19 protein-coding genes and 2 pseudogenes are annotated in these 22,483 nt (G+C 71.1%); 9 read left to right on the plus strand and 12 right to left on the minus strand.

What is annotated here, in order from left to right; translation table 11 throughout:
- Positions 1-222: 222 nt before the first annotated feature.
- The 5 genes and pseudogenes from E1264_RS45295 to E1264_RS13135 all read right to left on the minus strand — a co-directional run.
- Positions 223-348: pseudogene (locus tag E1264_RS45295) on the minus strand (integrase core domain-containing protein); the annotation flags it as partial.
- 24 nt (positions 349-372) lie between these two features.
- Positions 373-570 (minus strand): annotated as a pseudogene (locus E1264_RS45950) (transposase); the annotation flags it as partial.
- A 719-nt stretch (positions 571-1,289) separates the two neighbouring features.
- Complete coding sequence (locus E1264_RS13125; protein ID WP_132173070.1) at positions 1,290-1,652, minus strand: hypothetical protein; 363 nt, start codon at positions 1,650-1,652, stop codon at positions 1,290-1,292.
- Positions 1,653-2,053: 401 nt separating this feature from the next.
- Positions 2,054-2,623, minus strand: coding sequence for a hypothetical protein (locus E1264_RS13130; protein WP_132173072.1), 570 nt, complete (start codon positions 2,621-2,623; stop codon positions 2,054-2,056).
- A gap of 100 nt (positions 2,624-2,723) precedes the next feature.
- A complete protein-coding gene (locus E1264_RS13135; protein WP_347813392.1) occupies positions 2,724-3,167 on the minus strand; it encodes a hypothetical protein in 444 nt (147 codons plus the stop codon).
- A 236-nt stretch (positions 3,168-3,403) separates the two neighbouring features.
- Between E1264_RS13135 and E1264_RS43330 the strand changes: the two genes are divergently transcribed.
- Both E1264_RS43330 and E1264_RS13140 read left to right on the plus strand, forming a co-directional pair.
- Entirely contained in the window at positions 3,404-3,571 is a 168-nt protein-coding gene (locus tag E1264_RS43330; RefSeq protein WP_165964153.1) for a hypothetical protein, read from the plus strand.
- Between the two features lie 464 nt (positions 3,572-4,035).
- Positions 4,036-4,416, plus strand: coding sequence for a hypothetical protein (locus E1264_RS13140; protein ID WP_132173076.1), 381 nt, complete (start codon positions 4,036-4,038; stop codon positions 4,414-4,416).
- Here the strand turns inward: E1264_RS13140 and E1264_RS13145 are convergent.
- Positions 4,413-5,390: a LysR family transcriptional regulator gene (locus tag E1264_RS13145; protein ID WP_132173078.1), complete on the minus strand. Its 978-nt coding sequence runs from the start codon at positions 5,388-5,390 to the stop codon at positions 4,413-4,415. The genes E1264_RS13140 and E1264_RS13145 overlap by 4 nt on opposite strands.
- Positions 5,391-5,565: 175 nt before the next feature.
- Here E1264_RS13145 and E1264_RS13150 point away from each other — a divergent pair, with 175 nt between their 5' ends.
- Positions 5,566-6,561: a M64 family metallopeptidase gene (locus E1264_RS13150; protein WP_207935892.1), complete on the plus strand. Its 996-nt coding sequence runs from the start codon at positions 5,566-5,568 to the stop codon at positions 6,559-6,561.
- 200 nt (positions 6,562-6,761) lie between these two features.
- Here E1264_RS13150 and E1264_RS13155 read toward each other — a convergent pair whose 3' ends face one another.
- The 5 genes from E1264_RS13155 to E1264_RS13175 are packed head-to-tail and all read right to left on the minus strand — an operon-like array spanning position 6,762 to position 13,599.
- Positions 6,762-8,099: an amidohydrolase family protein gene (locus E1264_RS13155; protein ID WP_132173080.1), complete on the minus strand. Its 1,338-nt coding sequence runs from the start codon at positions 8,097-8,099 to the stop codon at positions 6,762-6,764.
- Between the two features lie 9 nt (positions 8,100-8,108).
- Entirely contained in the window at positions 8,109-9,128 is a 1,020-nt protein-coding gene (locus tag E1264_RS13160) for an ABC transporter ATP-binding protein (RefSeq protein ID WP_132173082.1), read from the minus strand.
- Positions 9,125-11,107, minus strand: coding sequence for a dipeptide/oligopeptide/nickel ABC transporter permease/ATP-binding protein (locus E1264_RS13165; RefSeq protein WP_132173084.1), 1,983 nt, complete (start codon positions 11,105-11,107; stop codon positions 9,125-9,127). Before E1264_RS13165 ends, E1264_RS13160 begins: the two co-directional genes overlap by 4 nt.
- A complete protein-coding gene (locus tag E1264_RS13170) occupies positions 11,104-12,048 on the minus strand; it encodes an ABC transporter permease (RefSeq protein WP_132173086.1) in 945 nt (314 codons plus the stop codon). Before E1264_RS13170 ends, E1264_RS13165 begins: the two co-directional genes overlap by 4 nt.
- A 33-nt stretch (positions 12,049-12,081) precedes the next feature.
- Complete coding sequence (locus E1264_RS13175; RefSeq protein ID WP_132173088.1) at positions 12,082-13,599, minus strand: ABC transporter substrate-binding protein; 1,518 nt, start codon at positions 13,597-13,599, stop codon at positions 12,082-12,084.
- Positions 13,600-13,764: 165 nt separating this feature from the next.
- On the opposite strand from E1264_RS13175, the gene E1264_RS13180 reads away from it, so the two are divergent.
- Positions 13,765-14,811 carry a LacI family DNA-binding transcriptional regulator gene (locus E1264_RS13180; RefSeq protein WP_132173090.1) on the plus strand — a complete coding sequence of 349 codons (1,047 nt, stop codon included), beginning with the start codon at positions 13,765-13,767 and terminating at the stop codon, positions 14,809-14,811.
- A 19-nt stretch (positions 14,812-14,830) separates the two neighbouring features.
- Here the strand turns inward: E1264_RS13180 and E1264_RS13185 are convergent, their stop codons facing one another.
- Positions 14,831-16,456, minus strand: a complete 1,626-nt coding sequence (locus E1264_RS13185) for an amidohydrolase (RefSeq protein WP_165964154.1) — start codon at positions 16,454-16,456, stop codon at positions 14,831-14,833.
- A gap of 227 nt (positions 16,457-16,683) precedes the next feature.
- On the opposite strand from E1264_RS13185, the gene E1264_RS13190 reads away from it, so the two are divergent.
- From E1264_RS13190 to E1264_RS13210, 5 genes are read left to right on the plus strand one after another with little or no spacing between them, the layout of a single operon-like run.
- Entirely contained in the window at positions 16,684-17,628 is a 945-nt protein-coding gene (locus tag E1264_RS13190; protein ID WP_132173094.1) for an NAD(P)-dependent oxidoreductase, read from the plus strand.
- A 14-nt stretch (positions 17,629-17,642) separates the two neighbouring features.
- Positions 17,643-18,890, plus strand: coding sequence for a Xaa-Pro peptidase family protein (locus E1264_RS13195; protein WP_132173096.1), 1,248 nt, complete (start codon positions 17,643-17,645; stop codon positions 18,888-18,890).
- Positions 18,891-18,925: 35 nt separating this feature from the next.
- Positions 18,926-19,930, plus strand: coding sequence for a thiamine pyrophosphate-dependent dehydrogenase E1 component subunit alpha (locus E1264_RS13200; protein WP_132173098.1), 1,005 nt, complete (start codon positions 18,926-18,928; stop codon positions 19,928-19,930).
- Complete coding sequence (locus E1264_RS13205; RefSeq protein ID WP_132173101.1) at positions 19,918-20,892, plus strand: alpha-ketoacid dehydrogenase subunit beta; 975 nt, start codon at positions 19,918-19,920, stop codon at positions 20,890-20,892. Before E1264_RS13200 ends, E1264_RS13205 begins: the two co-directional genes overlap by 13 nt.
- A complete protein-coding gene (locus E1264_RS13210; RefSeq protein WP_132173103.1) occupies positions 20,889-22,352 on the plus strand; it encodes an NAD-dependent succinate-semialdehyde dehydrogenase in 1,464 nt (487 codons plus the stop codon). The genes E1264_RS13205 and E1264_RS13210 overlap by 4 nt, the downstream gene beginning before the upstream one ends.
- Positions 22,353-22,483: the final 131 nt, after the last annotated feature.

A 22,483-nucleotide genomic window follows, 5' to 3' on the forward strand; every position in this document is an offset into this window, starting at 1 on the left:
ACGTTACCCGCTTGCCCGTCCAGGATTTGACGAACCCGCGCGCTTTCGCCTCGTCCACCGCGCCGAGTCACCAGCCTGATGGGAGACAACAACCGGCTCAAGAACCGAGACCTCGGCCGCCACCCGCGGCCGGACCGAAGCGAAAGTAACCAACAATAACATCAAGGGCTCACGGTTCGTCCGCCCAGGGGGTTACGAATGCGGCGTCGTTGACAATTGCGGGAGTGCCTCGCGGTGTTGCGTCTCGGAGGTGTAGGGATGAGTGGAGGCCCATTCGTCCAGCAGGGTGCGGTTGTAGCGTTCGACCTTTTCGTTGGTTTGGGGCCGGTAGGCGCGCGGGCCGCGGCGAGACCGGATCGCTGGGATGGCCATGAACAGCGGCTTGAACGCCTCGATGTCGGCGGTGTTGGCGGCCGAGATCCCCACCACCAAGGGCAGCCCCTCGGCGTCGGACAGCACATGGAGCTTGCTGCCCTTCTTGGCCCGATCGACCGGATTCGGGCCGGTCATCGACCCCTTCTGGGCCCGGACGGCGGTGGCGTCCACGATCGCCGCGCTCCAGTCGACCATCCCGCACGCGCCCAACTCGTCCAGCACCGCCTGGTGCGACCTCGGCGCACAGCCCAGCCTTGGTCCAGTCGGTGAACCGGCGGTGCGCGGTGGAGCGGCTCACGCCGAACTCGCCCGGCAGTTGCCGCCAGGTCCAGCGGCTGGTCAGCACGTACACGATCGCGGTGAACACCAGCCGATCGTCCAGCGACGCCGTGTCCCCACCCTGCCCACGAGGCGTGCACCGCGGAATCACCGGGGCCGCCAGCTCCCACAACTCCTCGGGGACCAGCCGACGCGCAGGCTCTGATAACACCACAGTCCGACGTGGGACACGCTCTAAGGGGTCACGATTAGCCCGCCGTTGACACTGACGAGGCCCTTGAGCTTTCCCTGGCTCCCGAGGAGGACAACAAGATCACCTTAGCCGAGTGCTGGCACCCCGCCTAGCCCGCGGGCAGCATTTGGACGCGGCGGACAACCTGGCGGAAATCCAGCTCTCCGGCCAGTTCCGCGCTCGCCGGGCGACCTGCCTATCATGCCCAGCCGCCGTCCAAGCGGTGCCGGTTCCGAGGCCAATGCTCAGGGCGCGGTCCGCACTCCGTTCTTAGATCCAGAGCATTCCTGGATATGTGTGTCTGCTTGGCGAGACCCGTGGCGATGTCGAAGAACTTGTCTATGCCCGGCCCCGAGCGAGGAATTGGGTCTGCGGGCCAGCTAGAGGGGCGTCCCTTAACGACCTACCCAGTTGCTCCGCCCGCACCTGGTTCCTGTCGCGGCGGGCGCTGGCGCATGTGCAGGTCGGCGTAGACGACGTCAGGCCGCGAGGCAGCCGTTCGCGCCGCGAGGTCTTCAAAGTAGATCCAGAAGTGCAGCCCATGCTCCCGTCGCTCCGTGTAGACGTAGGGAGCGAGGACGTCCCAAAGCCGCACGATGTTCGTGCCGTATGACCCGATGACCAGGCCTTGGTCGATCACGCCGTGGGCGACGAGTTTTCCCAGGTCGTCGAAGAACAGGCCGATGGTGTTCGCGTGCGTCCGTGCCTGCTCCGGCAGGCCGCGGTGGCCATTATCCGGCGAGTGCTCCGTGGTCAGCTCGTTCAACACGTATTCCTGTGCCTCAAACCACGCTGGGCTGCGCGTCTCACGGAAGGCGTTAAGAACGACAGGTAGGTGGTTCCCCCCGCTTGCCAGACGGATTTGCCGGAGCGTCAGGAGCAAGGAGATGACGAGCGCAGTGATGGAGATAGTTAGAGTGGCGAGGTCCAACACGATGCCCCTTAGGCCGCGGTCAAGTCAGTAGCGGCTAAGACTCCCAAACCATGTGGATTGGTTCCGGCAGTGCAAGAGGTAAGGGTGGCCCAGCCAACGACTTTGCGGATCGTCGGGATGCCAGGGCCGAGAGACGCACGTATTGGTGGACTCCGTCGCGACGAACCGGTTCACGCGAGTCCCGGAGCCTGGATCTGATTGCGTCGGCGCGTTCCGCCGGGGCTCCGGCGTGGTTAGGCGGCCATCTCCTGGCGGAGGCGGTCGAGGGCCTGTTCAGCATCGGCGTGAATGTCTGGCAGGTCTCCTGCCGCGGTTCGCATGATGCGTTGGAGTTGGTGTGGGAGCCGCCGGGCGTTCGCTTCGCGGATGGCCGTCTCCAGGGATTCGCGGGAGCCGGTCCGATCGCCTGCGCGGAGCCGGACGCCGGCGATAGTGACGAACTGGATGACGTGCCACTGGGGGGCGACGGTGGTGGTCGCCGCTGGTGGGTCGTCGGCGAGTTTGATGGCGATAGCGGCTCGGTCCGTTGCGACCAGCCCGCGGAGCCGGATCTCATGCAAGGCGTAGGGGTTGAACAGCGAGGTGTGGTCGGCCTGGTCGAGTAGGGCGTCGGCTTGCCGGATGACGGTGTCGAACAGCGCCCTGTCTCCGAGCGCGCCCGCCGCGCGAGCGAGCAGGGGGAAGGGTCGCTGCGCGGGAGTCGGGCCCTGGCGCCAGCGCGAGGGCGTGCTGGAGGCGTGCGACGGCAGCGCCGCGCAGGCGTGCCTTGCGCAGTTCGTTGCCGTGCATTCGTAGCACGTCACAGGAGAAGTGCGGGTCTTCGCTCCAGTTCCTGGGAGGCGTACGTGCTGGTACCTATCAAGACGGCGTAGGAGCGCCCGGGATCGGGAAGACGCATGGATCTCATGCTCCAGGTGACTGTTCCTCACCGGCCGGCTTCGCTCCCGGATCCGGCTCGACCGGTTCGAGGATCATGCGCAGCAGGTCCTCCGCGTCGGCCACTCGCTTGGCGGACACCGACACCTGGCGTCCGTCCGGCCCCGTCACCTTGATCACGACATCGGAGCGTCGTTGTCGCTCCCGTTCGATCAGCCACCGCGACATCGAGCGCGCCACGATCGTCATCGTGGCGCCGGCAGAGGTGGTCAGGGCCACCACCAGTTCGATAGGGGCGCCCATAACGCCGTCCGGATCCGGCGCGCTGCTGACCCTTATCCGCCCGCGAAGCAGAGGCTCATCACGAAAGCCACGCCCACAACGACTCGACATCGGCATCCGCTCCGTCAATCGAGATCGCCACGTCCACCAAGGGCCTGCAGACGGCTCCCAGCCTTCTCGCTGCCTCATCCAGAAGAGACCAGCGCCCACCGGGCCGAAATCTCTCCGCTTTCAAGCTAGCGACCCACGGGACGTTTCCGGTGCCGACGCATCCATGATCCCTGACCGCCAATGCCCGTGACAGCACTGTCCGCCGGCTCCGAGCAGCCAAGAGCAAGGTCCGCATCGTGCCCAGGCTGGGGCTTTTGTCAACCCGGTTGCTTGCGGCTGTGCTCACCTGCACAGAGACCATCAGGCGTCGACTGATGGGCACCAGCCAGGCGCTGGGACGCCGTCCGGGAATCCCCGACCGCATCATCCAGATGAACCGTGATTCCGAGCAGGAGCATCTGGAGGTCCCCGACCTCCTCGTCCGGCACCTGCTCGGCGACCGCGCGGACCGCTCGTTGCTGGCTAAGAGCAATATTCGTTGAGGTCGAATGGTTCGGCCTGTCGTAACGCAGAGTGAGCTCAAGCTCTTCAGGGTCTCTGCTCTGAGGCGAAGCGTTGTTAAGAGGCCAGCGTGGCCTCGGTTCGCTTCTCGAACCGAGGGGGGTGCGCAGGTCGGTGCTCACGCGACCGTAGGCCGTGTGGTGCGTTGCGCCCGGAAGCTGCGGCGTGGGTCGTGGCGCTGCCGCTCCGTCCTTCGTAGCGGCGGCCCTCAGCCATGCACGGCATAGGCTCTGGTCTCGGTCGAAGCCCGGTTCACCCGCATCAAACAGGTGATCTCAGTTGGTGGCCTCGCCGAGCTGGTGGGACAGCTCTGCGGTGTTGGTGAAATCGCCCGGTGACTTTCTGGTGAACCTGTTCAACCAGGGCTGTGCAGCATGGGCGAGATTGGTCTCTGGACGCTACTCACCGTGCTCGGCGTGGGAGGGCTAGCGCCAGTGCGGGGACGATGATGATCGCGACGACGATGTGGCTGATCGACAGAACGACTTTGGTTGCGGTGGTGCCGTCGCTGATGATGGGCAGAACGAAGGAGGCGATGAGGCCGATCAATGTAAGCGCCACGGACGATGATCGCGGGCGTCTGGCCCATCGTCGGCACGCGGCAGCTCCTGCCACGGCCCCCGCCCACCAGGCTCCACGCACCCGGACCTGTGAACGGCACCTCGGCACGATCAGTTCCGCGCTCGCGCGCCACCTCATCGCCACCACCGGTGAACACAACGTGAGCGCCGAGGCGTTCACCACCAACTCCTTCCCAGGCCTGGCCGACCTGACCGGCGCCCGGAGTGGCTGCGGTACCGGGCGGCGTGGCTCCGGCCCTGGCTAGCCGGTCGTAACGGCAGATCCGCCGTGCAACGGCCGATCGGCGGGCCCGCCGGGATGGAGGCGGCCGGGGAGGCCGGGGACGTCGGCGGCGGCCGTCCGGTGTGCCTCGGCTGCCAGCGCGGCCAGCTCGGGGGCGCGGTGGGCCAGTGGGCCGCCGAGTCGCCAGGCGAGCAGGTGACGCATCCACAGGGTGGGGCCCGTCAAGGGGCGGACGACGATGTCCGTGCCGACCGTGAGGGTCGCCTGGCACGGGGCGACTGCGCGGCCCTCCGCCACGAGCGCGCGGATCATGTCGTGCTCGGTCATCATGTGCCGGACGCGGGGCGCGAAGCCCGCTTCCTGGCAGGCGGTGTAGAAGTACTCCGGCCATCCGGCGCCGTCTGGGGGCGTGACCAGCCAGTCCTCGTCGGCGAGCCGGGCCAGCGGGACCTCGTCGCCGTCCGCGAGCGGGTGGCCGGCGGGCAGCGCGACCGCGATCGGCTCGGTCGCGACGACCCGGACTCCGACGCTCGGACGGACCGGGAGCTCGTGCCCGGGATAGTCGACCAGGGTCGCCGCGTCGAGCCGCCGGGACGCGAGCAGGTCCAGCAGCAGCCGCGGCGAGTACTCGGTGTGGACGGTGATCCGGGCGCCGGGCAGCTCGAACAGCCGGTGCAGGAGCCCGGTGAGGACGGGGGTGGCGTAGCCGCCGACGCGCACGCCCGCCGTGCCGGATTCGGTCTCGATACCGGTGAGCAGCTCGTCCACGGTGACCAGCACGGACCGCGCCCGGCTCAGCACGAACAGGCCGAACGGCGTCGGGCTCACCCCCTGCCGACCGCGGCGGAAGACCTGGCCGCCCAGGGCTGTCTCGATCCGGTGGAGCCGTCCGGTCAGGGCCGGCTGAGAGACGCCGACCGTCGCGGCCGCGCGGCTCAGGCTGCCGGCGTCCGCGATCGCGCACAGGGTCCGGAGGTGGCGGAGCTCAAGCTGCACGTCACACCGCCTTCCACGCCATCAGCCCTGAAATACAGAGGACGGAGAATGCCGGGACACCGGTTCTGCCGGACACGATATCAGCGATCCATAATGCGGACATTATGAGGAACTGAGATGGGGACGCGCCGCCCTTTTCTCCCATACTCGGGGGACCCTCAAAGGAGGTTCCCCCGTGCGCATCAGACCTCTGATCTCCTATCTGACCTGCGTTGGTGTAACGGCGTCCGCGCTGACCGCCGTCGTCACCGAACCCGCCACGGCGCAGCACGCGCCCGTCCGCACCGAATGGCGAGAGGTCTTCTCACCGGACGGCACCATTCGGCGACTGCGCGTCACCCGTGAAGTCCAGACCTCGCCGGCTCCCCGATCCCGGGTCGCGGCGGCCGAAGTGATTCCGATCGAGGTCAACGGGCCGAGCGAGAGCCGGTTCGACCTGGTCTTCGTCGGCGACGGCTACACCGGTTCGGAGCTGGGCGCCTACGGCGGCCATGTGCGCGGCAAATTCGAGGAGATCATGGCCAAGGAGCCATTCCGGTCGCATCGCGGGCAGTTCAATGTGTGGCAGGTCAACGTCGTCTCCCAGCAATCCGGCGTGGACAATGACCCTTATCAGGGAGTCGAGCGCGCCACGGCACTGGACATGGGCTTCTGGTGCGGTGGAATCCAGCGGCTGCTGTGCGTCAATGAGACCAAGGCCCAGCAATACGCGGCCGCGGCCCGGGACGTCGACGAGGTCCTCGCGCTGGGCAACTCCACCACGTACGGCGGGGCGGGCGGCACCGTGGCCACCGCGTCCGGCGGAAACGCGCAGTCGGGGGAAGTCGCCATCCATGAAATGGGCCACTCGGTCGGCGGCCTCGCCGACGAGTACAGCGACGGCCAGAGCGACGTCTACCGAGGCCCCGAACCCAGAGAACTCAACGTCTCGATCTACACGCGGGAGCAGATGCGGCAGAACCAGACCAAGTGGGCGCGCTTTCTCGGGCAGCCCACCCCCGACGGCGGCGTGATCGACACCTACGAGGGCGGCTACTACCACCGGCGCGGCATCTACCGTCCGAGCCAGAACTCGATCATGCGGACGCTGGGCCGCGAGTTCAACCTGCCCGGCCGCGAGGCCATGATCGCCGCCTTCTACCGCGAGAAGACCCCGCTCACCGCGCGTTGACAGCCGCGGGCGGAAGACGGAATCCTCCGATCACCTGCGCGCCGGTGAGAGAAGGGTGGCCGGATGGCCGCCCATGAGATCCCGATCGACGCCGCCAAGCCGCTGCGAGAGGAGCCCGGCACGGGGCACGACAGCTGGCTCCCGGCATCCGGCCGGTGGCGCGCTGCGAGCCCGGCGACGAGGTCCTCACGGGGTGGGCGTCAGTCCGGGGACGGCGCCTCAGCCAGCACGTGGGCGCGAGAGATGTTCAGGAGATCGGCGAGGGATGATGTGTCGACGCCGGTCAGGTCGCCGCCGCGCTTGCGGACGCGTCCCGCCACCAGGACGGTGTCGACGTCCTGGACGCCGCTCTGCAGCAGCAGATGAGCGGCCGGTTCGCAGAGCGATGTGCCGAACAGCGGCGCCCGCAGCAGCACGATGTCGGCCTGCTTGCCGGGGGTGAGGGAACCGATCCGCTCGTCGAGGCCCAGCGCCCGCGCGGCCTCGATGGTGCCGTGCCGCAGGACGTCCCGTGGTGTCAGCGTCGGGATGCCGGGACGCCGCCGTCCGGTGCGGCCCTCGGCGCGCTCGCCGGTGCCGTCCACGAAGCCCTGCAGCTGGTACACCAGGCGCATCTGCGCGATCAGGTCGGCGTTGTTGAAGCTCGGGATGTCGCAGCCCCAGGCGATCCGCACGCCGCGGCGCAGGGCCCGTCCGAGGACGGTGAAGGGGGAGCCGAGGCCCAGCTCCACGCCGGGGGTGACGGAGATCGCCGCGCCCGCGTCGGCGAGCATCGCCAGCTCGTCGTCGGTGACCACGTTGCAGTGCACCAGGACGAGGTCGGGGCCGAGCAGCCCGGCCTCGTGCATGGCGGTGACCTGGCCCGGGAAGTTGGAGTGGATCGTCATGCGGAGCCCGAGGTCCCGGGCGTGCGCCACCTCGCGGGCGCTGGTCGCGATGTCGATGGTCTCCAGGTCGCTCAGCGCGAGCATCATCCCGATGCGGCCCTCGCCCCGGTCGGCGATCTCCCCGCTGAGCCGGGTGGCGTCGGCGAGTCGCTGGTCGTGGGTGGTGAAGTGGCCGGGCGGCTTCGCGCGCAGGCTGTAGCCGTGCATCCCGCGCAGTCCCGTCGCGGCCAGGCCCGCGACGGCGGAGTCGGCGTGCTTGGGCGAGACGACGCAGTGGCAGAAGTCCAGCGCGGTGGTGACCCCGTTCGACAGCAGTTCCAGGCCGCCGACATAGCCGCCCGTGTACATGTCCTCGGGACGGAACCGGGCCCGGTAGGGGAGCACCTCTTCGAAGTACTCGCCCTTCCACATCTCGGCGGCCATGCCCCGCAGCACGGTCTGCCACAGGTGGATGTGGGTGTCGATGAGGCCCGGCAGCACGATCATGCCGGACGCGTCGATGACCTCGTCGGCGTCCCGTCCCTCTCGCGGGGTCACCGACGCGATCACGTCGTCCTCGACCAGCAGGTCGCCGGACAGCAGGTCGCCGATCGACTCGTCCATGGTGACGAGGTGGCCGCCTCGGATGAGGGTCCGTCGCTGGTTCGCCATGCAGACTCCTTAGTTGACGGGCTTGACGGGATCCAGGTGGCAGCGGACGACACCGTCCGGCATCGCGCGCGGCGGCGGGCCCGTGCCCGCGCAGGGCTCGAACGCCGACGGGCAGCGCGGGTGGAACGCGCAGCCGGACGGCGGGGACAGCGGGCTCGCCGGCTCACCGGACGGCGTCCGGCTGCGGCGCGCCCGCTGCGTCGCCGGGTCGGGCGGCGGAGCCGACTCCAGCAGCACACGCGTGTAGGGGTGGGCGGGCTCCCGGTAGACGCGGTTCGCGTCCCCCGTCTCCACCAGCCTGCCGAGGTACATCACGCCGACCCGGTGGCTGATGTGCCGCACCACGGCCAGGTCGTGCGAGATGAACAGCAGGGCCAGCCCGAGTTCGCGTTGCAGCCCGGCCAGCAGGTTGATGATCTGGCCCTGGGTGGAGACGTCCAGCGCGCTGACCGCCTCGTCGCAGATGACGAGCCTCGGGCCCACCGCGAGGGCGCGCGCGATCACGACGCGCTGCCGCTGCCCGCCGGACAGCTCGTACGGGTAGCGGTCGGCGTGGTGCGCGGCGAGCCCGACCTGGTCGAGCAGGTCGAGCACCTCCGCGCGGCGGCGCGACCGCGGGACCGGCTCCGCGCGGCGGCTGATCGCCTGCTCCAGCGCCTGCGAGACGAGGTGCCGCGGGTTGAGCGAGGCCAGCGGGTCCTGGAAGACGACCTGGACGGCCTGCCGGTACCACCGCGGCGTGCGGCGCCCGAACGCGGTGACGTCCTGGCCGTCGAAGACGACGCGTCCCGCGGCCGGACGCACCAGGCGCAGCACGGCGCGTCCCGTCGTGGTCTTGCCCGAACCGGACTCTCCCACCAGGCCGAACGTCTCGCCGGGGGCGATGTCGAACGACACGTCGCGGACGGCGTCGAAGCGGCGCCGCCGCCCCGGCAGCAGCCCCGGCAATCCGCGTCCGGTCTCGTAGGCGACGCGCAGGTTCTCCACTCGCAGCAGCGGGCCGGTCGCGTGCTCCGTGATCGGTTTCATGGTCGGCTCCGTCCCAGGGCCAGCTCGTCGCGGCGCAGGCACCGGCTCCCGTTCTCCAGGGGCACCGCCGCCGCCGCGCAGGCGCCGACCGCGAAGTCGCAGCGCGGGTGGAAGCGGCACCCGTCCGGCTGCGCCCACGGCGGCGGGACGGTCCCCGGCAGCGTGGGCAGCTCGCCCGCGACCTCCTCGCCGCGCGGCGTCGCGGCCAGCAGCGCGGCCGTGTACGGGTGGCGCGGCGCCGAGAACAGGCGTTCGGTGGACGCGGTCTCCACGACCTGGCCGGCGTACATCACCGCGACGCGGTCGCAGACGTCGGCGACGACGCCCAGATCGTGGGTGATGAGCAGGATGGACATGCCGAACCGGCCGCGCAGGTCCAGCAGCAGGTCGAGCACCTGGCGCTGGACGGTCACGTCCAGCGCGGTCGTCGGCTCATCGGCGATCAGCAGCCTGGGGTCGCAGGCGAGCGCCTGGGCGATCATCACCCGCTGGGCCATGCCGCCGGAGAACTGGTGCGGGTAGTCGGCGAGGCGGCGGCGCGCGTCCGGCACCCCGGCGAGCGCGAGCAACTCGGCGGCCCGCTCCCGCGCCTCCTTCTTCGACAGCCCGGCGTGCGTGCGCAGCGGCTCGCAGATCTGGCGTCCCACCGTGTGCACCGGCGACAGCGCGTCCTGCGGGTCCTGGAAGATCATCGCGATGCCCCGGCCGCGGATCCCGGTCAGCTCGTCGTCGGAGAGGCCGGTCAGCTCCCGGCCGTCCAGGCGGATCGAGCGGGCCGTGATCGTCCCGGGGGACGGCACGAGCCCGGCGGCCGACAGCGCGGTCATCGTCTTGCCGCTCCCGGACTCGCCGACCAGCCCGAAGACCTCGCCCTCCGCCACGTCGAAGGACACGTCGTCCACGACGGTGACCGGCGGGCCGCCCTGGCCGGGAAACCGGACGCTCAGACCGCGCACCGACAGCAACGCAGTTCCGTTCGGCTCCGGAGAAGGCTCGCTGTTCGTCACGAGGGCGCGGCCGTCCGCCCCGGCCCCGTCTTCCTGCCTGGCGAGCAAGGGGCCGCGGCGGGAGCGGCCCCACGGGAGGGCCGTGGCGCCCTCGCGTCCGAGCGCGTCGCGCAGGCCGTCGCCGAAGAGGTTGAACGCGAGCACGGTCCCGGTGATCGCCACCCCCGGGAACACCGGGAGCCACGGCTGCTCGGCCGTGTACGTGCGCGCCTTGTCGAGCATCTGGCCCCAGCTCGCGGTCCCCGTGTCCACACCGAGCCCCAGGAAGCTCAGCATCGCCTCGAAGAGCTGAGCCAGGCCCAGGAAGATCGACGCCTGGACGACCAGCGGCCCGGCGACGTTCGGCAGGATCTGGCCGAACATGATCCGAGGCGACCCGAGCCCCAGGACGCGCGCCGAGTCCACGTAGGGCCGTTCGCGCTCGATCAGGACGGCCCCGCGGGTGATGCGGAGCAGGTTCAGCGCGAACACGATGCTGATGGCGAGCATCGCGTTGGTCAGGCCCCGGCCCAGCGCCGCGATGATCGCGAACGCGAACAGCAGCGTCGGGATCGACCCGGCCACGTCCGCCAGCCGCATCGCGATCCGGTCCCACCAGCCGCCGAGGTAGCCGATCAGCAGCCCGAGCGGGACGCCGACGACCACGCCGAGCGCGACCGCCTGGAAGGACGCCTGCAACGCGACCCGGGCCCCGTACATCATCCGCGAGAGCTGGTCGCGGCCGAGCTCGTCGGTGCCGAGCCAGTGGTCGCCGCTCGGGCCGGTGAGCCGGACGGCGAGGTCCACCTTGTCCGGCGGGTAGGGCGCCAGCGCCGGGGCCGCCACCGCCACGACGACGAGCGCCAGTAGATAGAGTCCGCACGCGACGGTCACCGGCTGGCCCAGCAGCCGGCGCAGGACGCGCGACCACCGCGTCCGCGACGGGGGCGCCTCCGGGCCCGGCGGCGCCTTGGCCAGGACGTCCACGCTCATTGCGGCCTCGCCTTCGGATCGAGGAGCCCGTACCCGACGTCGACGGTGAGGTTGATGAGCACGACGATGCAGCCCACCAGCACCACGCCGCCCTGGACGAGCGGGATGTCGTTGCGGACGACGGCGTCGAGCAGCAGCGTCCCGATCCCCGGGATGCCGAACACCCGCTCGATCACGAAGCTGATCGCCAGCAGCGTCGACAGCTCCCAGCCGATGACCGTGACCACCGGCGGCATGGCGTTGCGCAGCGCGTAGCCGAACACGATGCGGCGGCGGGGCGTCCCGGTGGCACGGAGCGCCTGCACGTACGTCGCGCGCAGCGTCTCGGTCATCGTCCCGCGGGCCTGCCGGGCGATCACCGCCGCCGAGTGCGTGCCGAGCGCGACGCACGGCAGGACGAGCCCGTACGCCCACGCGCCCGGATCGTCCGCGAACGGCGTGTAGCCGATCACCGGGAACCACCGGAGCTTCACCCCGAACGCCAGGACGAGCAGCAGCGCCAGCCAGAACCCGGGCATCGCCAGGCCGAGCGAGGCGACGCCCGTCACCGCGCGGTCGACCAGCGAGCCCGACCGCAGCGCGCTGTAGACGCCGACGGGCAGGCCGATCAGCAGGGCGACCAGCAGCCCCCCGACGACCAGGCCGAGCGTCGCGGGCAGCCGCTCGGTGAAGGACGCCAGCACGGCCTGGTCGGTGAACAGCGACCGGCCGAGATCGCCCCGGACGGCGTCGCCCAGCCACGACCCGAACTGGACGATCAGCGGCCGGTCGTAGCCGAGCGCACGGCGCATCTCCGCCCGCTGGGCCTCGCTCGCCCCGTCCCCGAGGACCTGCTTGACCGGGTCGGTGTTGGTCGCGCGCACCAGCAGGAACACGAAGACCGACACCATGAGCAGCAGCGGGACCAGGGCGGCCAGCCGGGTCAGGAAGAGCCTTCTCATGCCGTCCTCCGCGTCCTCATGCCGTCCTCCGCGTCACCGCTGCGGGAGGGCTTCCCGGTACCGGAAGGCCGAGGGCGCGTAGCGGGTGGGGACGATGTTCGTCACGCGCTTGGCGTCCCAGGCGAACACGACGGGGTAGCTGAGGAACCCGCAGTCCAGCGCCTGGTCGTGGATGAGCTTGGTCATCTGCTGCCACACCGCGTTCTGCTTGGCGGGGTCGGCCTCGTTCAGGCCCTGCTCCGCAAGCCGGTCGAGCTCCGGCACGCCGACCTTGTAGGGGTTGCCGGCGCCCTCGGTGCTGAACCGGTACCGGTAGTAGTCGTAGGGCCCGGGGTCCTCGCTGGTGCTGGTGTTGTAGGCGGCCGGGTACTTGCCGGTGTCGAAGGTGCTGAAGTACTGCGCCGTGGACATCTTCTCGACCTTGACGTTGACGCCGACCTCGCCGAGCTGCGTCCGCACGAGCTCGCCGAGCAGCTCGGTGCCGGGGAACACCGGGAAGCTGAAGCCGACGCCCTTGCCCGCGAGCAGCGCCTTGGCCTGGCCGGGGTTGCGCGGGTACGCCTTGACCTGCGGGTTGTGGCCCGGCTGGCCGGGGTCGAACCGCTGGTCGTAGGTCTCGCCGAGGCCGTCGAACTGCCCGGTGAGGATCGCCTTGGGGTCCAGTGCCTGGCAGATCGCCTGCCGCACCGTGGGGTCGGCGAACGTCTTCTTCCGGTCGAAGAACAGGAAGTGGTAGCGCAGCGCCGGGTACCAGAGCGTCTTGTAGCCCTGCGACTCCGCGCGCTTGCGGGTCTCGGGCAGTAGCGCGGCGACGTCCACCTTGCCGGTGGCGAGCGCGTTGAACAGCGACTCGTCGTCGCCGATCGCGTAGATCTCCAGCCGCTTCGCGCCGACCTCCTTCGGCGCGTAGTACCTGTCGAAGTAGTCCAGCACGACCTTGGAGTCGCGGACGGTCGCGGACGCGTTGTACGCCCACGGCCCGGTCCCGGCGGGCTTCTCCTTGAGCGTCTTGTCCTTGATGGACTTGGGGCTCAGCATGTAGCCGCCGCGGTCGGCGAGCTGCGCGACCAGGGTGGGCGCCGGACGCCTGAGCTTCAGCCTGACGTGGGTCGCGTCCACGGCCTGGACCTCCGAGACCGGGTCGAGGATCGCCTGGTACTGGCTGGGCTCGCTGCGGATGCGTCCGAAGTTCGCCTTCACCGCCTCGGCGTCGAACGGCGTCCCGTCATGGAAGACCACCCCGGACCGCAGCGTGAAGGTGATCTCCTTCTGGCTCTGCTTCCATGAGGTGGCGAGACGCGGCCGGACGGTGATGCCGTCCGCGGCCTTCTCCACGAGCCCTTGGTAGACGGTGGAGAGGTAGGTGGTGTTGGGCTTGTTGAGGTTGTCCCAGTTGTCGAGAGTGAAGCCGACTCCGAACCGCAGGGTGCCCTGCGGCCCGGACGCGTTCCCTCGCCGCTGGCCGGCCGGCTCCTCGCCGGCCGAGCAGGCCGTGAGTGCGACCGACGCGGAGAGCACGGCCACGAGGACGGACGATCGACGATGCTTCATCGCTATCCCATCGAGCGGTGATTACGGAAGGAGCTCCCCTGAGGTGAACACTGTCGGCGAATGTATGCAAACGTTAGTCACCGCAGACTAAGATTGTCGAGCCTGCTTGGCAAGACCGTCCCGGTATTCAGACAATGACCCTCTACAAACGATTGCCGAGAATCGATGACCGAACCTGTCACCCTTCGCGATGTGGCCGACCGGGCGGGCGTCCACGTCGCCACCGCGTCGCGCGCGCTGAACCCGGCGGCGCGCTCGCGGCTGAGCGAGGCCACCGTGCGGCGGGTACGCAAGGCCGCCGAGGAGCTGGACTACCGCCCCAACGCCATGGCCCGCGGCCTGAAGACCAGCCGCTCGATGTCGGTCGGGCTGCTGGTCCCCGACCTGACCAACCCCCTCTTCCCGCCCATCACCCGCGGCGTCGAGGACGTCCTCGCCGGCGCCGGCTACACCACGCTGATCGCGAACACCGACAACGACGCCGCACGGCAGAGCCGGCAGCTCGCCGCGCTGCGGGCCCGGCAGGTCGACGGCCTGATCCTCGCGACCGCGCACCGCGACGATCCCGAGCTGGCCGACCTCGCCGACCAGGCGCCCCTGGTCCTGATCAACCGGAGGGTGGAGGGGCTGCCGGTGCCCGCGGTGATCGCGGACGACCAGAGCGGGATCGCCGCCGCCGTCCGGCATCTCGTCGACCTCGGGCACCGCCGCGTCGCGCACGTCGCCGGGCCGCAGCACACCACCACCGGGCACTCACGCTCGCGCGCCTTCCGGCAGGCGATGGAGGACGCCGGGCTCCCGCCCGCCCCGGAGCTGATCGCGGAGGCCGACGCGTTCACCGAGGCCGCGGGCGCCCGCGCGTTCCGGCTCCTGCTGGACGGCCTGCCGGACGATGGCGGCGGCTGTACAGCCGTGGTCGCCGCCAACGACATGATCGCCCTTGGCTGCCTTGACGTCGCCGATGAGCGCAGGCTGCGCTGCCCGCGCGACCTGAGCGTCGTCGGCTTCAACGACATGCCGTTCGTCGACCGGCTGACGCCGGCGTTGACCACGGTGCACGTTCCGCACTACGAGATCGGGGCCGAGGCCGCGCGGATGCTGCTGGAGCGGCTGGCCGATCCCGGGCTGCCGCGCAAGTCGGTCACGCTGCCGGTCAGCCTCGTCGTCCGCGGCTCCACGGCCGCCGCGAAGACCGCCCGCCGCACCCGCTGAGCGGGTGCGGCGGGCGGGCCTAACGGCGTGGGACGCCGAACGCCGGGCCCGCCCAGGTGATCTTTCCGCCCACGAGCGTGAGGTCGGCTCTCACCGCCGGGATCTCGTCCTCGGGGACGGTGAGGTAGTCGCGGTCGAGGACGGTCAGGTCGGCCAGCATCCCGGGCTGCAGGCGTCCGCGCTCGTCCTCCTCGAAGCTGAACCAGGCCGCGCGGTGGGTGTAGAGCTCCAGGGCCTCCTCCCGGGTGAGCAGGTTGTTCTCGTCGCGGATGCGGCGGCCGCCGATCGTCCGTCCGGAGACGTACCAGTGCAGGGCCGTGAACGGGTGGTACGACGCCACCCTGATCGCGTCGGTGCCGCCGCCGACGGGCACGCCCGCGTCCAGCAGAGCGCGCAGCGGCGGTGCCTGCCCGGCGGCCTCGGGCCCCCACGCCTCGATCAGGTCGTCGCCCTCGAAGCGCAGCATCGCGGGCACCAACACGCCGACGCCCAGGTCGGCGACCCGGCGCACGCCGTCCGCGCTGAGGCCCTCGCAGTGGACGATCGTCCAGCGCAAAGGGGCCAGCGGTACCTCGCGGTCCAGCTCTTCCCAGAGGTCGAGGACCATGTCGAGGGTGTCGCGGCGGATCGCGTGGATCTGCAACGGCCAGCCGTGCCGGGCCGCCGCGGCGAACGTCTCGCGGAGCGCGTCCAGTGACTTCTCCGACAGGTCGGGCTCGCGGTGGAAACCGTCGTGGACGGCATAGTGGATGATCTCTCCCATGCCGAGGACGCGGAGCATGCCGTCCCCGAAGCCCGGCGCGGTGTAGCGCAGGTAGCCGGGCAGTTCCTCGGCCTCGGCGCCGGGCCTGGACGCGTGCATCGTCGGACGCGTCCGCACCGTGAGCTCGCCGCGCCGCCACGTCTCGTACAGCGCACGGTAGGTGTCAGGGCCGGTGTTGCTGCCGCCGCCGTCGATCAGCCCGGTCAGCCCGGCCGCGCTGAACACGCGGGAGGCGGCGGCGGTCGAGGCGACCTGCTCCTCCGGCGACGGCACCGGAAGCTGCCAGTACAGCCAGCGCAGCGCGGGCATCCCGCGCAGGACGCCGGTGGGGCGGCCGTCCGCGTCGACCTCCAGGGCCGCCGGGTCCACGCCCTCCGCGACGGCGCGGTCGAGGCCGACCTCGGTCAGGGCGCGCGTGTTCAGCATTCCCCAGGAGTACATGCACTGGACGAACACCGGATGGCCGGGTGCGATCGCGTCCAGCTCGTCCCGGGTGGGGGCGCGGCGTTCGGCGAACTGGTCCGGGTGCCATCCGCCGACGACCTTGAGCCAGGTGCCCGCCGGACGGTCCCGCGCCGCGGCGGCGAGGCGTCCGAGCGCCGTGCCCAGATCCGGCACGTCCTCCCAGCGGATCTCCTCGTTCCAGGTCAGGCCGGCGCGGACGAAATGGACGTGGGCGTCGATGAGCCCCGGCACGGCGCGGCGTCCGCCGAGGTCGATCACGTCGGCGTCCGGCGCCACGGCCCGGCGCGCGGCGTCCGCGGAACCGGCGGCGACGATCCGGCCGTCCCGCACCGCCAGGGCCGGCACCTCGGGCGGGGTGCCGTCGGCGGCCAGGGTGGTGATGCGCCCGTTCACCAGGGCGAGGTCTGTGCTGCTCACGGATGGCTCCTCTGAGGTCTGTCGCCGGCGTCCGGCGCGCGGGAAGCCGCCACGTGAGTCTCCAATCCGCAGGGCGAAGCTGTCAATCGTTTGCTCATCTAATCGAGCATTCGCCGCTGTAAGACCGCTTGTTTCGCCTGTTGGTGATTCGGCCGAGGGGTTGACGACCCTCGTTGAGCGACCATATCGTCGCAAACGATTGCACGATCGCGACAGGGAGTGATCCGGTGGATGACGACGTGAGCACCGCCCGGGTCGGCTGGATCGGGACCGGCCGCATGGGGTACGCGATGGCCGAGCGGCTCGTCCGCTCCGGGCTTGCGGTGAGCGTGTGGAACCGCACCCGCCGGAAGGCCGAGCCGCTGGCCGAGCACGGCGCCGTCATCGTCGACAAGATCACGGACCTGGCGGCGGCGGACGTGGTGTTCACCATGGTGTCCACGGACGCCGACCTCCGCGACGTGCTGCTGGGCGCGGGCGGGCTGCTCACCGCCGCCCGGTCCCCGGGGGTGATCGTGGACTGTTCCACGGTCTCCGCCGAGGTCTCCCGCGAGATGCGGGCCGCGGCGCGTGCGCGCGGCGCCGACCTGCTGTGCGCGCCGGTGAGCGGCAACGGCAAGGCGGTCGCCGCGGGTCGGCTGAGCGTCGTCGTGTCGGGGCCGCGGGAGGCGAGCGAGCGGGTCAGGCCGCTGCTGGAGACGATCGGCCGGGCCGTCACCTATGTCGGCGAAGACGAGGCGGCCCGGCTGGTCAAGCTCTGCCACAACCTGTTCCTCGGGGTGGTCACGCAGGCGCTCGCGGAGGTGACGGTGCTGGCCGACAAGGCGGGGGTGCGCCGCCGCGACTTCCTGGAGTTCATCAACGACGGCGTCCTCGGCTCGGTCTTCACCCGGTACAAGACGCCGGCGCTGGTGCGTCTCGACTACACCCCGACGTTCACCACCGAGCTGCTCCGCAAGGACTTCGACCTCGGGCTGGCCGCCGCCCGTGAGCTGGAGACCCCGATGCCCGTCACCGCGCTCGTGCACCACCTCGTCCAGGCGGCGATCGGGCAGGGGCACGCGGCCGAGGACTTCGCGGCGCTGCTGTCCGTCCAGGCCGCCGCCGCCGGGCTCGACCTGGTCGCCGACGACGGGCCGGTCGCCGACGGGCTGACCGGGACCGCGGACTAGGGGAGGTGGCGACGATGGCGGGTCCGGCGCGTCCCGTCCCGGCACCGGGGCCCATGGCCGTGGACTTCGAGGAACGGGTCGACTTCCACCGTCTGCGCGAGTACCGGCTGAGCCGCGCGCGCCAGGCGCTGGAGGGCAGCGAGCTGGGCGCGCTGCTGTGCTTCGACGTCAACAACATCCGCTATCTGACCAGCACGATGATCGGGGAGTGGGCGCGGGACAAGGTCGCCCGGTACGCCCTGCTCCCGCGCGCCGGCGAGCCCGTCGTCTGGGACTTCGGCTCCGCCGCCCAGCACCACCGGCTGTACGCGCCGTGGCTGCGCCCGGAGAACTCCCGCGCGGGGATGCTCGGGCTGCGCGGCTCGATCGCGCCCGACGCGGGGCTGCTGGCGAGCGCGGTCGCCGAGATCAAGGGCCTCCTCGCCGACGCCGGCCTCGACGGCGCCCCCGTGGGAGTCGACATCGCCGAGCCGCCGATGCTGTTCGAGCTGGCCCGCCAGGGCGTGGAGGTCCGGGACGGCCAGCAGGTGATGCTGGACGCGCGGCAGATCAAGTCCCCGGACGAGATCGCGCTGCTGTCCACGGCGGCCGCGATGGTGGACGGCGTCTACCACGAGCTGGCGGCGGCGCTGCGTCCGGGCGTCCGGGAGAACGAGCTCGTCGCGCTGGTGAACCGGCGGCTGTACGAGCTGGGCAGTGACGACGTCGAGGCGGTGAACGCGGTGTCGGGGGAGCGCTGCAACCCGCATCCGCACAACTTCTCCGACCGCCTGATACGGCCCGGCGACCAGGCGTTCTTCGACATCATCCAGTCGTTCAACGGCTACCGGACCTGCTACTACCGGACGTTCGGCGTCGGCCGCGCCACCCCCGCCCAGCGCGACGCCTACACCCGGGCGCGCGAGTGGATCGACGCGGCGATCGAGCTGGTCAAGCCGGGCGTCACCACCGACCGGATCGCCCGGGTGTGGCCCGCCGCCCACGAGTTCGGGTTCCCGGACGAGATGGCGGCGTTCGGCCTCCAGTTCGGGCACGGCCTGGGTCTCGCGCTGCACGAACGGCCCGTCATCAGCCGCCTGAACTCCCTGGAGCATCCGGTCGAGCTGCGCGAGGGCATGGTCTTCGCGCTGGAGACCTACTGCCCGGCCGCCGACGGCTTCTCCGCGGCGCGGATCGAGGAGGAGATCGTGGTGACCGCCGGCGGGCACCAGGTGATCACGCTGTTCCCCGCCGAAGAACTCTTCGTCGCGAACGAGTACTGACGTTCAACGAGCACCGACTCTCCACGAGGTGAAGGATGACCGTCCACACCGGCGCCCCCGAGCTCACCGAGGCGACCCGGCTGCGCGTGTACCGGCTGCTGACCGAGCTGCGCCGGTTCGAGAAACGGGCGCACGACCTGTTCCTGCGCGGGCTGGTGCCCGGCACCAGCCATCTGTCGCTGGGCATGGAGGCGATCGCGGCGGGGTTCGCCGCCGCGATGCGTCCGGGCGACCTGACGTTCGCCACCTACCGCGGCCACGCCCATACGCTCGCCCGCGGCGCGCCGATGCCCGCGGTGATGGGCGAGCTGCTCGGCCGGTCCACCGGGCTGATGGGCGGTAAGGGCGGGTCGATGCACCTGACCAGCGCCGAGCACGGCGCGATGGGGTCGTACGCGATCGTCGGCGCGCACCTGGTGGTCGCCAACGGCGCGGCGTGGGCGGCGCGGCACCGTGGCACCGGGCAGGTCGTGGTCTGCTTCTTCGGCGACGGGACGACCAACATCGGCGCGTTCCACGAGGCGCTGAACCTCGCCGTGGTGTGGCGCCTGCCGATCGTGTTCGTCTGCGAGAACAACCTGTACATGGAGTACACGCGGATCGAGGACGTGACCGCCGTGCCCCGTCCGGCGGCCGACCGGGCGGGCGCGTACGGCCTGCCGCCGGTCGTCGTGGACGGCAACGACCCCGACGCCGTCTACCTCATCGCCGCGGAGGCGATCGAGAAGGCGCGCGGCGACGGCGGCCCGGCCCTGATCGAGGCGGTGACGTACCGGCACGGCGGACACTCGCGGGCCGATCCCGGCAAGTACCGTCCGGCGGACGAGGTCGCCGAATGGCTGGCCCGCGACCCCCTTCCGGTGTATCGCGCCCGCCTCACGGCGGCGGGGGTGCCGGAGGAGACGCTGCACGAGATCGACGAGTCGGCGCAGCGCGCGGTGGACGAGGCGACGGAGCAGGCGGAGGCGGCGCCGCGCCCCGCCCCGGAGACCGCGCTGACCGACGTGTGGGCGGACGGAGGACGGCAATGGCGGAACTGACCTATCGCGCCGCGGTCGCCCGCGGCCTGGCACAGGAACTGGCGCACGACCCGAACGTGGTGTTCCTCGGTGAGGACGTCGCCGCCGCCGGCGGTGTCTTCAAGGCCACCCCGGGCCTGCTGGAGGCGTTCGGGCCGCAGCGCGTGCGCGACACCCCGATCTCCGAGCAGGCCATCCTCGGCGCGGCGATGGGCGCCGCGATGAACGGCCTCCGCCCGGTCGCCGAGATCATGTTCTCCGACTTCCTGGCCGTCTGCTGGGACATCGTGGCCAACCAGATCGCCAAGACCCGGTACATGGCGGCCGGGCAGTTCGCCTTCCCGCTGGTCATCCGCACCGCCAACGGCGGAGGGCTGCGGTTCGGCGCACAGCATTCGCAGAGCGTGGAGAACTGGGCGATGTCCGTCCCCGGCCTGAAGGTCGTCGCGCCGTCCACCCCCGCCGACGTCGTCGGGCTGCTGGCCGCCGCCGTGCGCGACCCCGACCCCGTCCTGTTCTTCGAGCACAAGGCGCTCTACCCGGTCAAGGGCGAGGTGCCCGACGGGGAACTGGTCGACCGTCTCGGGACGGCGCGGGTCGTGCGCGAGGGCGGCGACTGCACGATCGTCGCGCTCGCGGCCATGGTGCCCCGGGCCGTCACCGCCGCCGAGCGCCTGTCGGGCCTCGGCGTGGAGGCGACCGTGGTGGACCTCCGCTCGCTCGTCCCCCTCGACATCACCACCGTGCTCGACTCGCTCGCCCGGACCGGGCGCCTGTTCACCGTCGAGGAGAACCCCCGGCTGTGCGGCTGGGGCGCCGAGCTGGTCTCGCTGGTCGCCGAGGAGGCGTACGGGCTGCTCACCGGGCCGCCCGTGCGTATCGCCACGCCGCATGTCCCGCTGCCCGCGGGCGAGCTGGAGGACACCGTCATCCCGTCGGTCGACCGCGTCACCGACACGATCGCGAAGGCTATGGGCGCGTGACGGCCGCTGCCACGGCGGCGGCGACCGCGCCGACCGACCTGCTCGTCGACGGGACGTGGCGCGCCGCGTCGGGCGGGCGCCGGTTCGCCGTGCACGACCCGTCCACCGGCGAACCGATCGCCGAGGTCTCCGACGCGACCGCGGACGATGCCCGCGCCGCCGTCAGTGCGGCGCACCGGGCGGGCCCCGCATGGGCGGCGCGACCGCCCCGGGAGCGCGCCGAGACGCTGCGCCGCGTGTACGAGCTGATGACCGGCGAGGCGTCCCGGCTGGCCCGTCTGATCGTCGCCGAGAGCGGGAAGGCGCTGGCCGACGCGCGCGCCGAGGTGTCCTACGCCGCCGAGTTCTTCCGCTGGTACGCCGAGGAGGCGGTCCGCGGGGCGGGCGAGATGTCGCGGGCGCCCGGCGGCGAACGGCGCATCCTCGTCCTGCACCGCCCGGTCGGCGTATGCCTGCTGATCACCCCTTGGAACTTCCCGGCCGCCATGGCCACCCGAAAGATCGCCCCGGCGCTCGCCGCGGGCTGCCCGGTCGTGCTCAAGCCCGCGGCGCTCACCCCGCTCACCGCCCTCGCGATCGCCGAACTGACCGAACGGGCCGGTGTCCCACCCGGGGTGGTCAACGTCCTGCCCACCCGCGACCCGAGCGGCGTCGTCGGCCCGATGCTCGCCGATCCCCGCGTCCGCAAACTGTCGTTCACGGGCGGGACCGCCACGGGACGGACGCTTCTGGAGCAGGCCGCCGGCCAGATCCTCAACTGCTCCATGGAACTGGGCGGCAACGCCCCGTTCCTGGTGTTCGCCGACGCCGACCTCGACGCGGCGATCGACGGAGCCCTCGCCGCCAAGATGCGCAACGGCGGCCAGGCGTGCACCGCCGCGAACCGCTTCTACGTTCAGCGCCCCGTCTATGACGAGTTCGTCACCAGGTTCGCCGAGGCGATGAGCCGACTGCGCGTCGGCCCCGGGCTTGATGAGAAGACCGACGTAGGCCCGCTTGTCAACGCCGCGGCACGCGACAAGGTGGCCGCGCTCGTCCAGGAGGCGCTGGACGGAGGCGCCCGCGCCCTGGTCGGAGGTCACCCGCTCGAAGGGCCGGGCTACTTCTACCCGCCGACCGTGCTGACCGGCGTCCCGGCCGATGCCCGCGTCCTGCACGAGGAGATATTCGGACCCGTCGCCCCCGTCCTGCCGTTCGACACCGAGGACGAGGCCGTGGCCGCCGCCAACCACACCGAGTACGGCCTCATCGCCTATCTCTACACCAGCGACCTGCACCGCGGGCTCCGACTGACGCAGCGCCTGGAGACCGGCATGATCGGCCTCAATCAGGGAGTCATCTCCGACCCGGCCGCACCCTTCGGCGGCGTCAAGCAGAGCGGCCTGGGACGCGAAGGCGGCCACCACGGCCTCCTCGACTACCTGGAACCCGTCTACGTGGGCATCGCCGACCCCTTGTAGCGCAGCCCAGTCACGAACGGTCAAACGAGCCCGGCCTGGCACCGCCTCCCCGCACCCGGCACCCCGCCATAGCCCCCGTCCAATGGACAAGTGGGAATGGGCGAGTGAACTGCGGGGGCGTGAATATTGTT

Source organism: Actinomadura sp. KC216 (genome assembly GCF_004348535.1).
Taxonomy (GTDB): Bacteria; Actinomycetota; Actinomycetes; order Streptosporangiales; family Streptosporangiaceae; genus Spirillospora.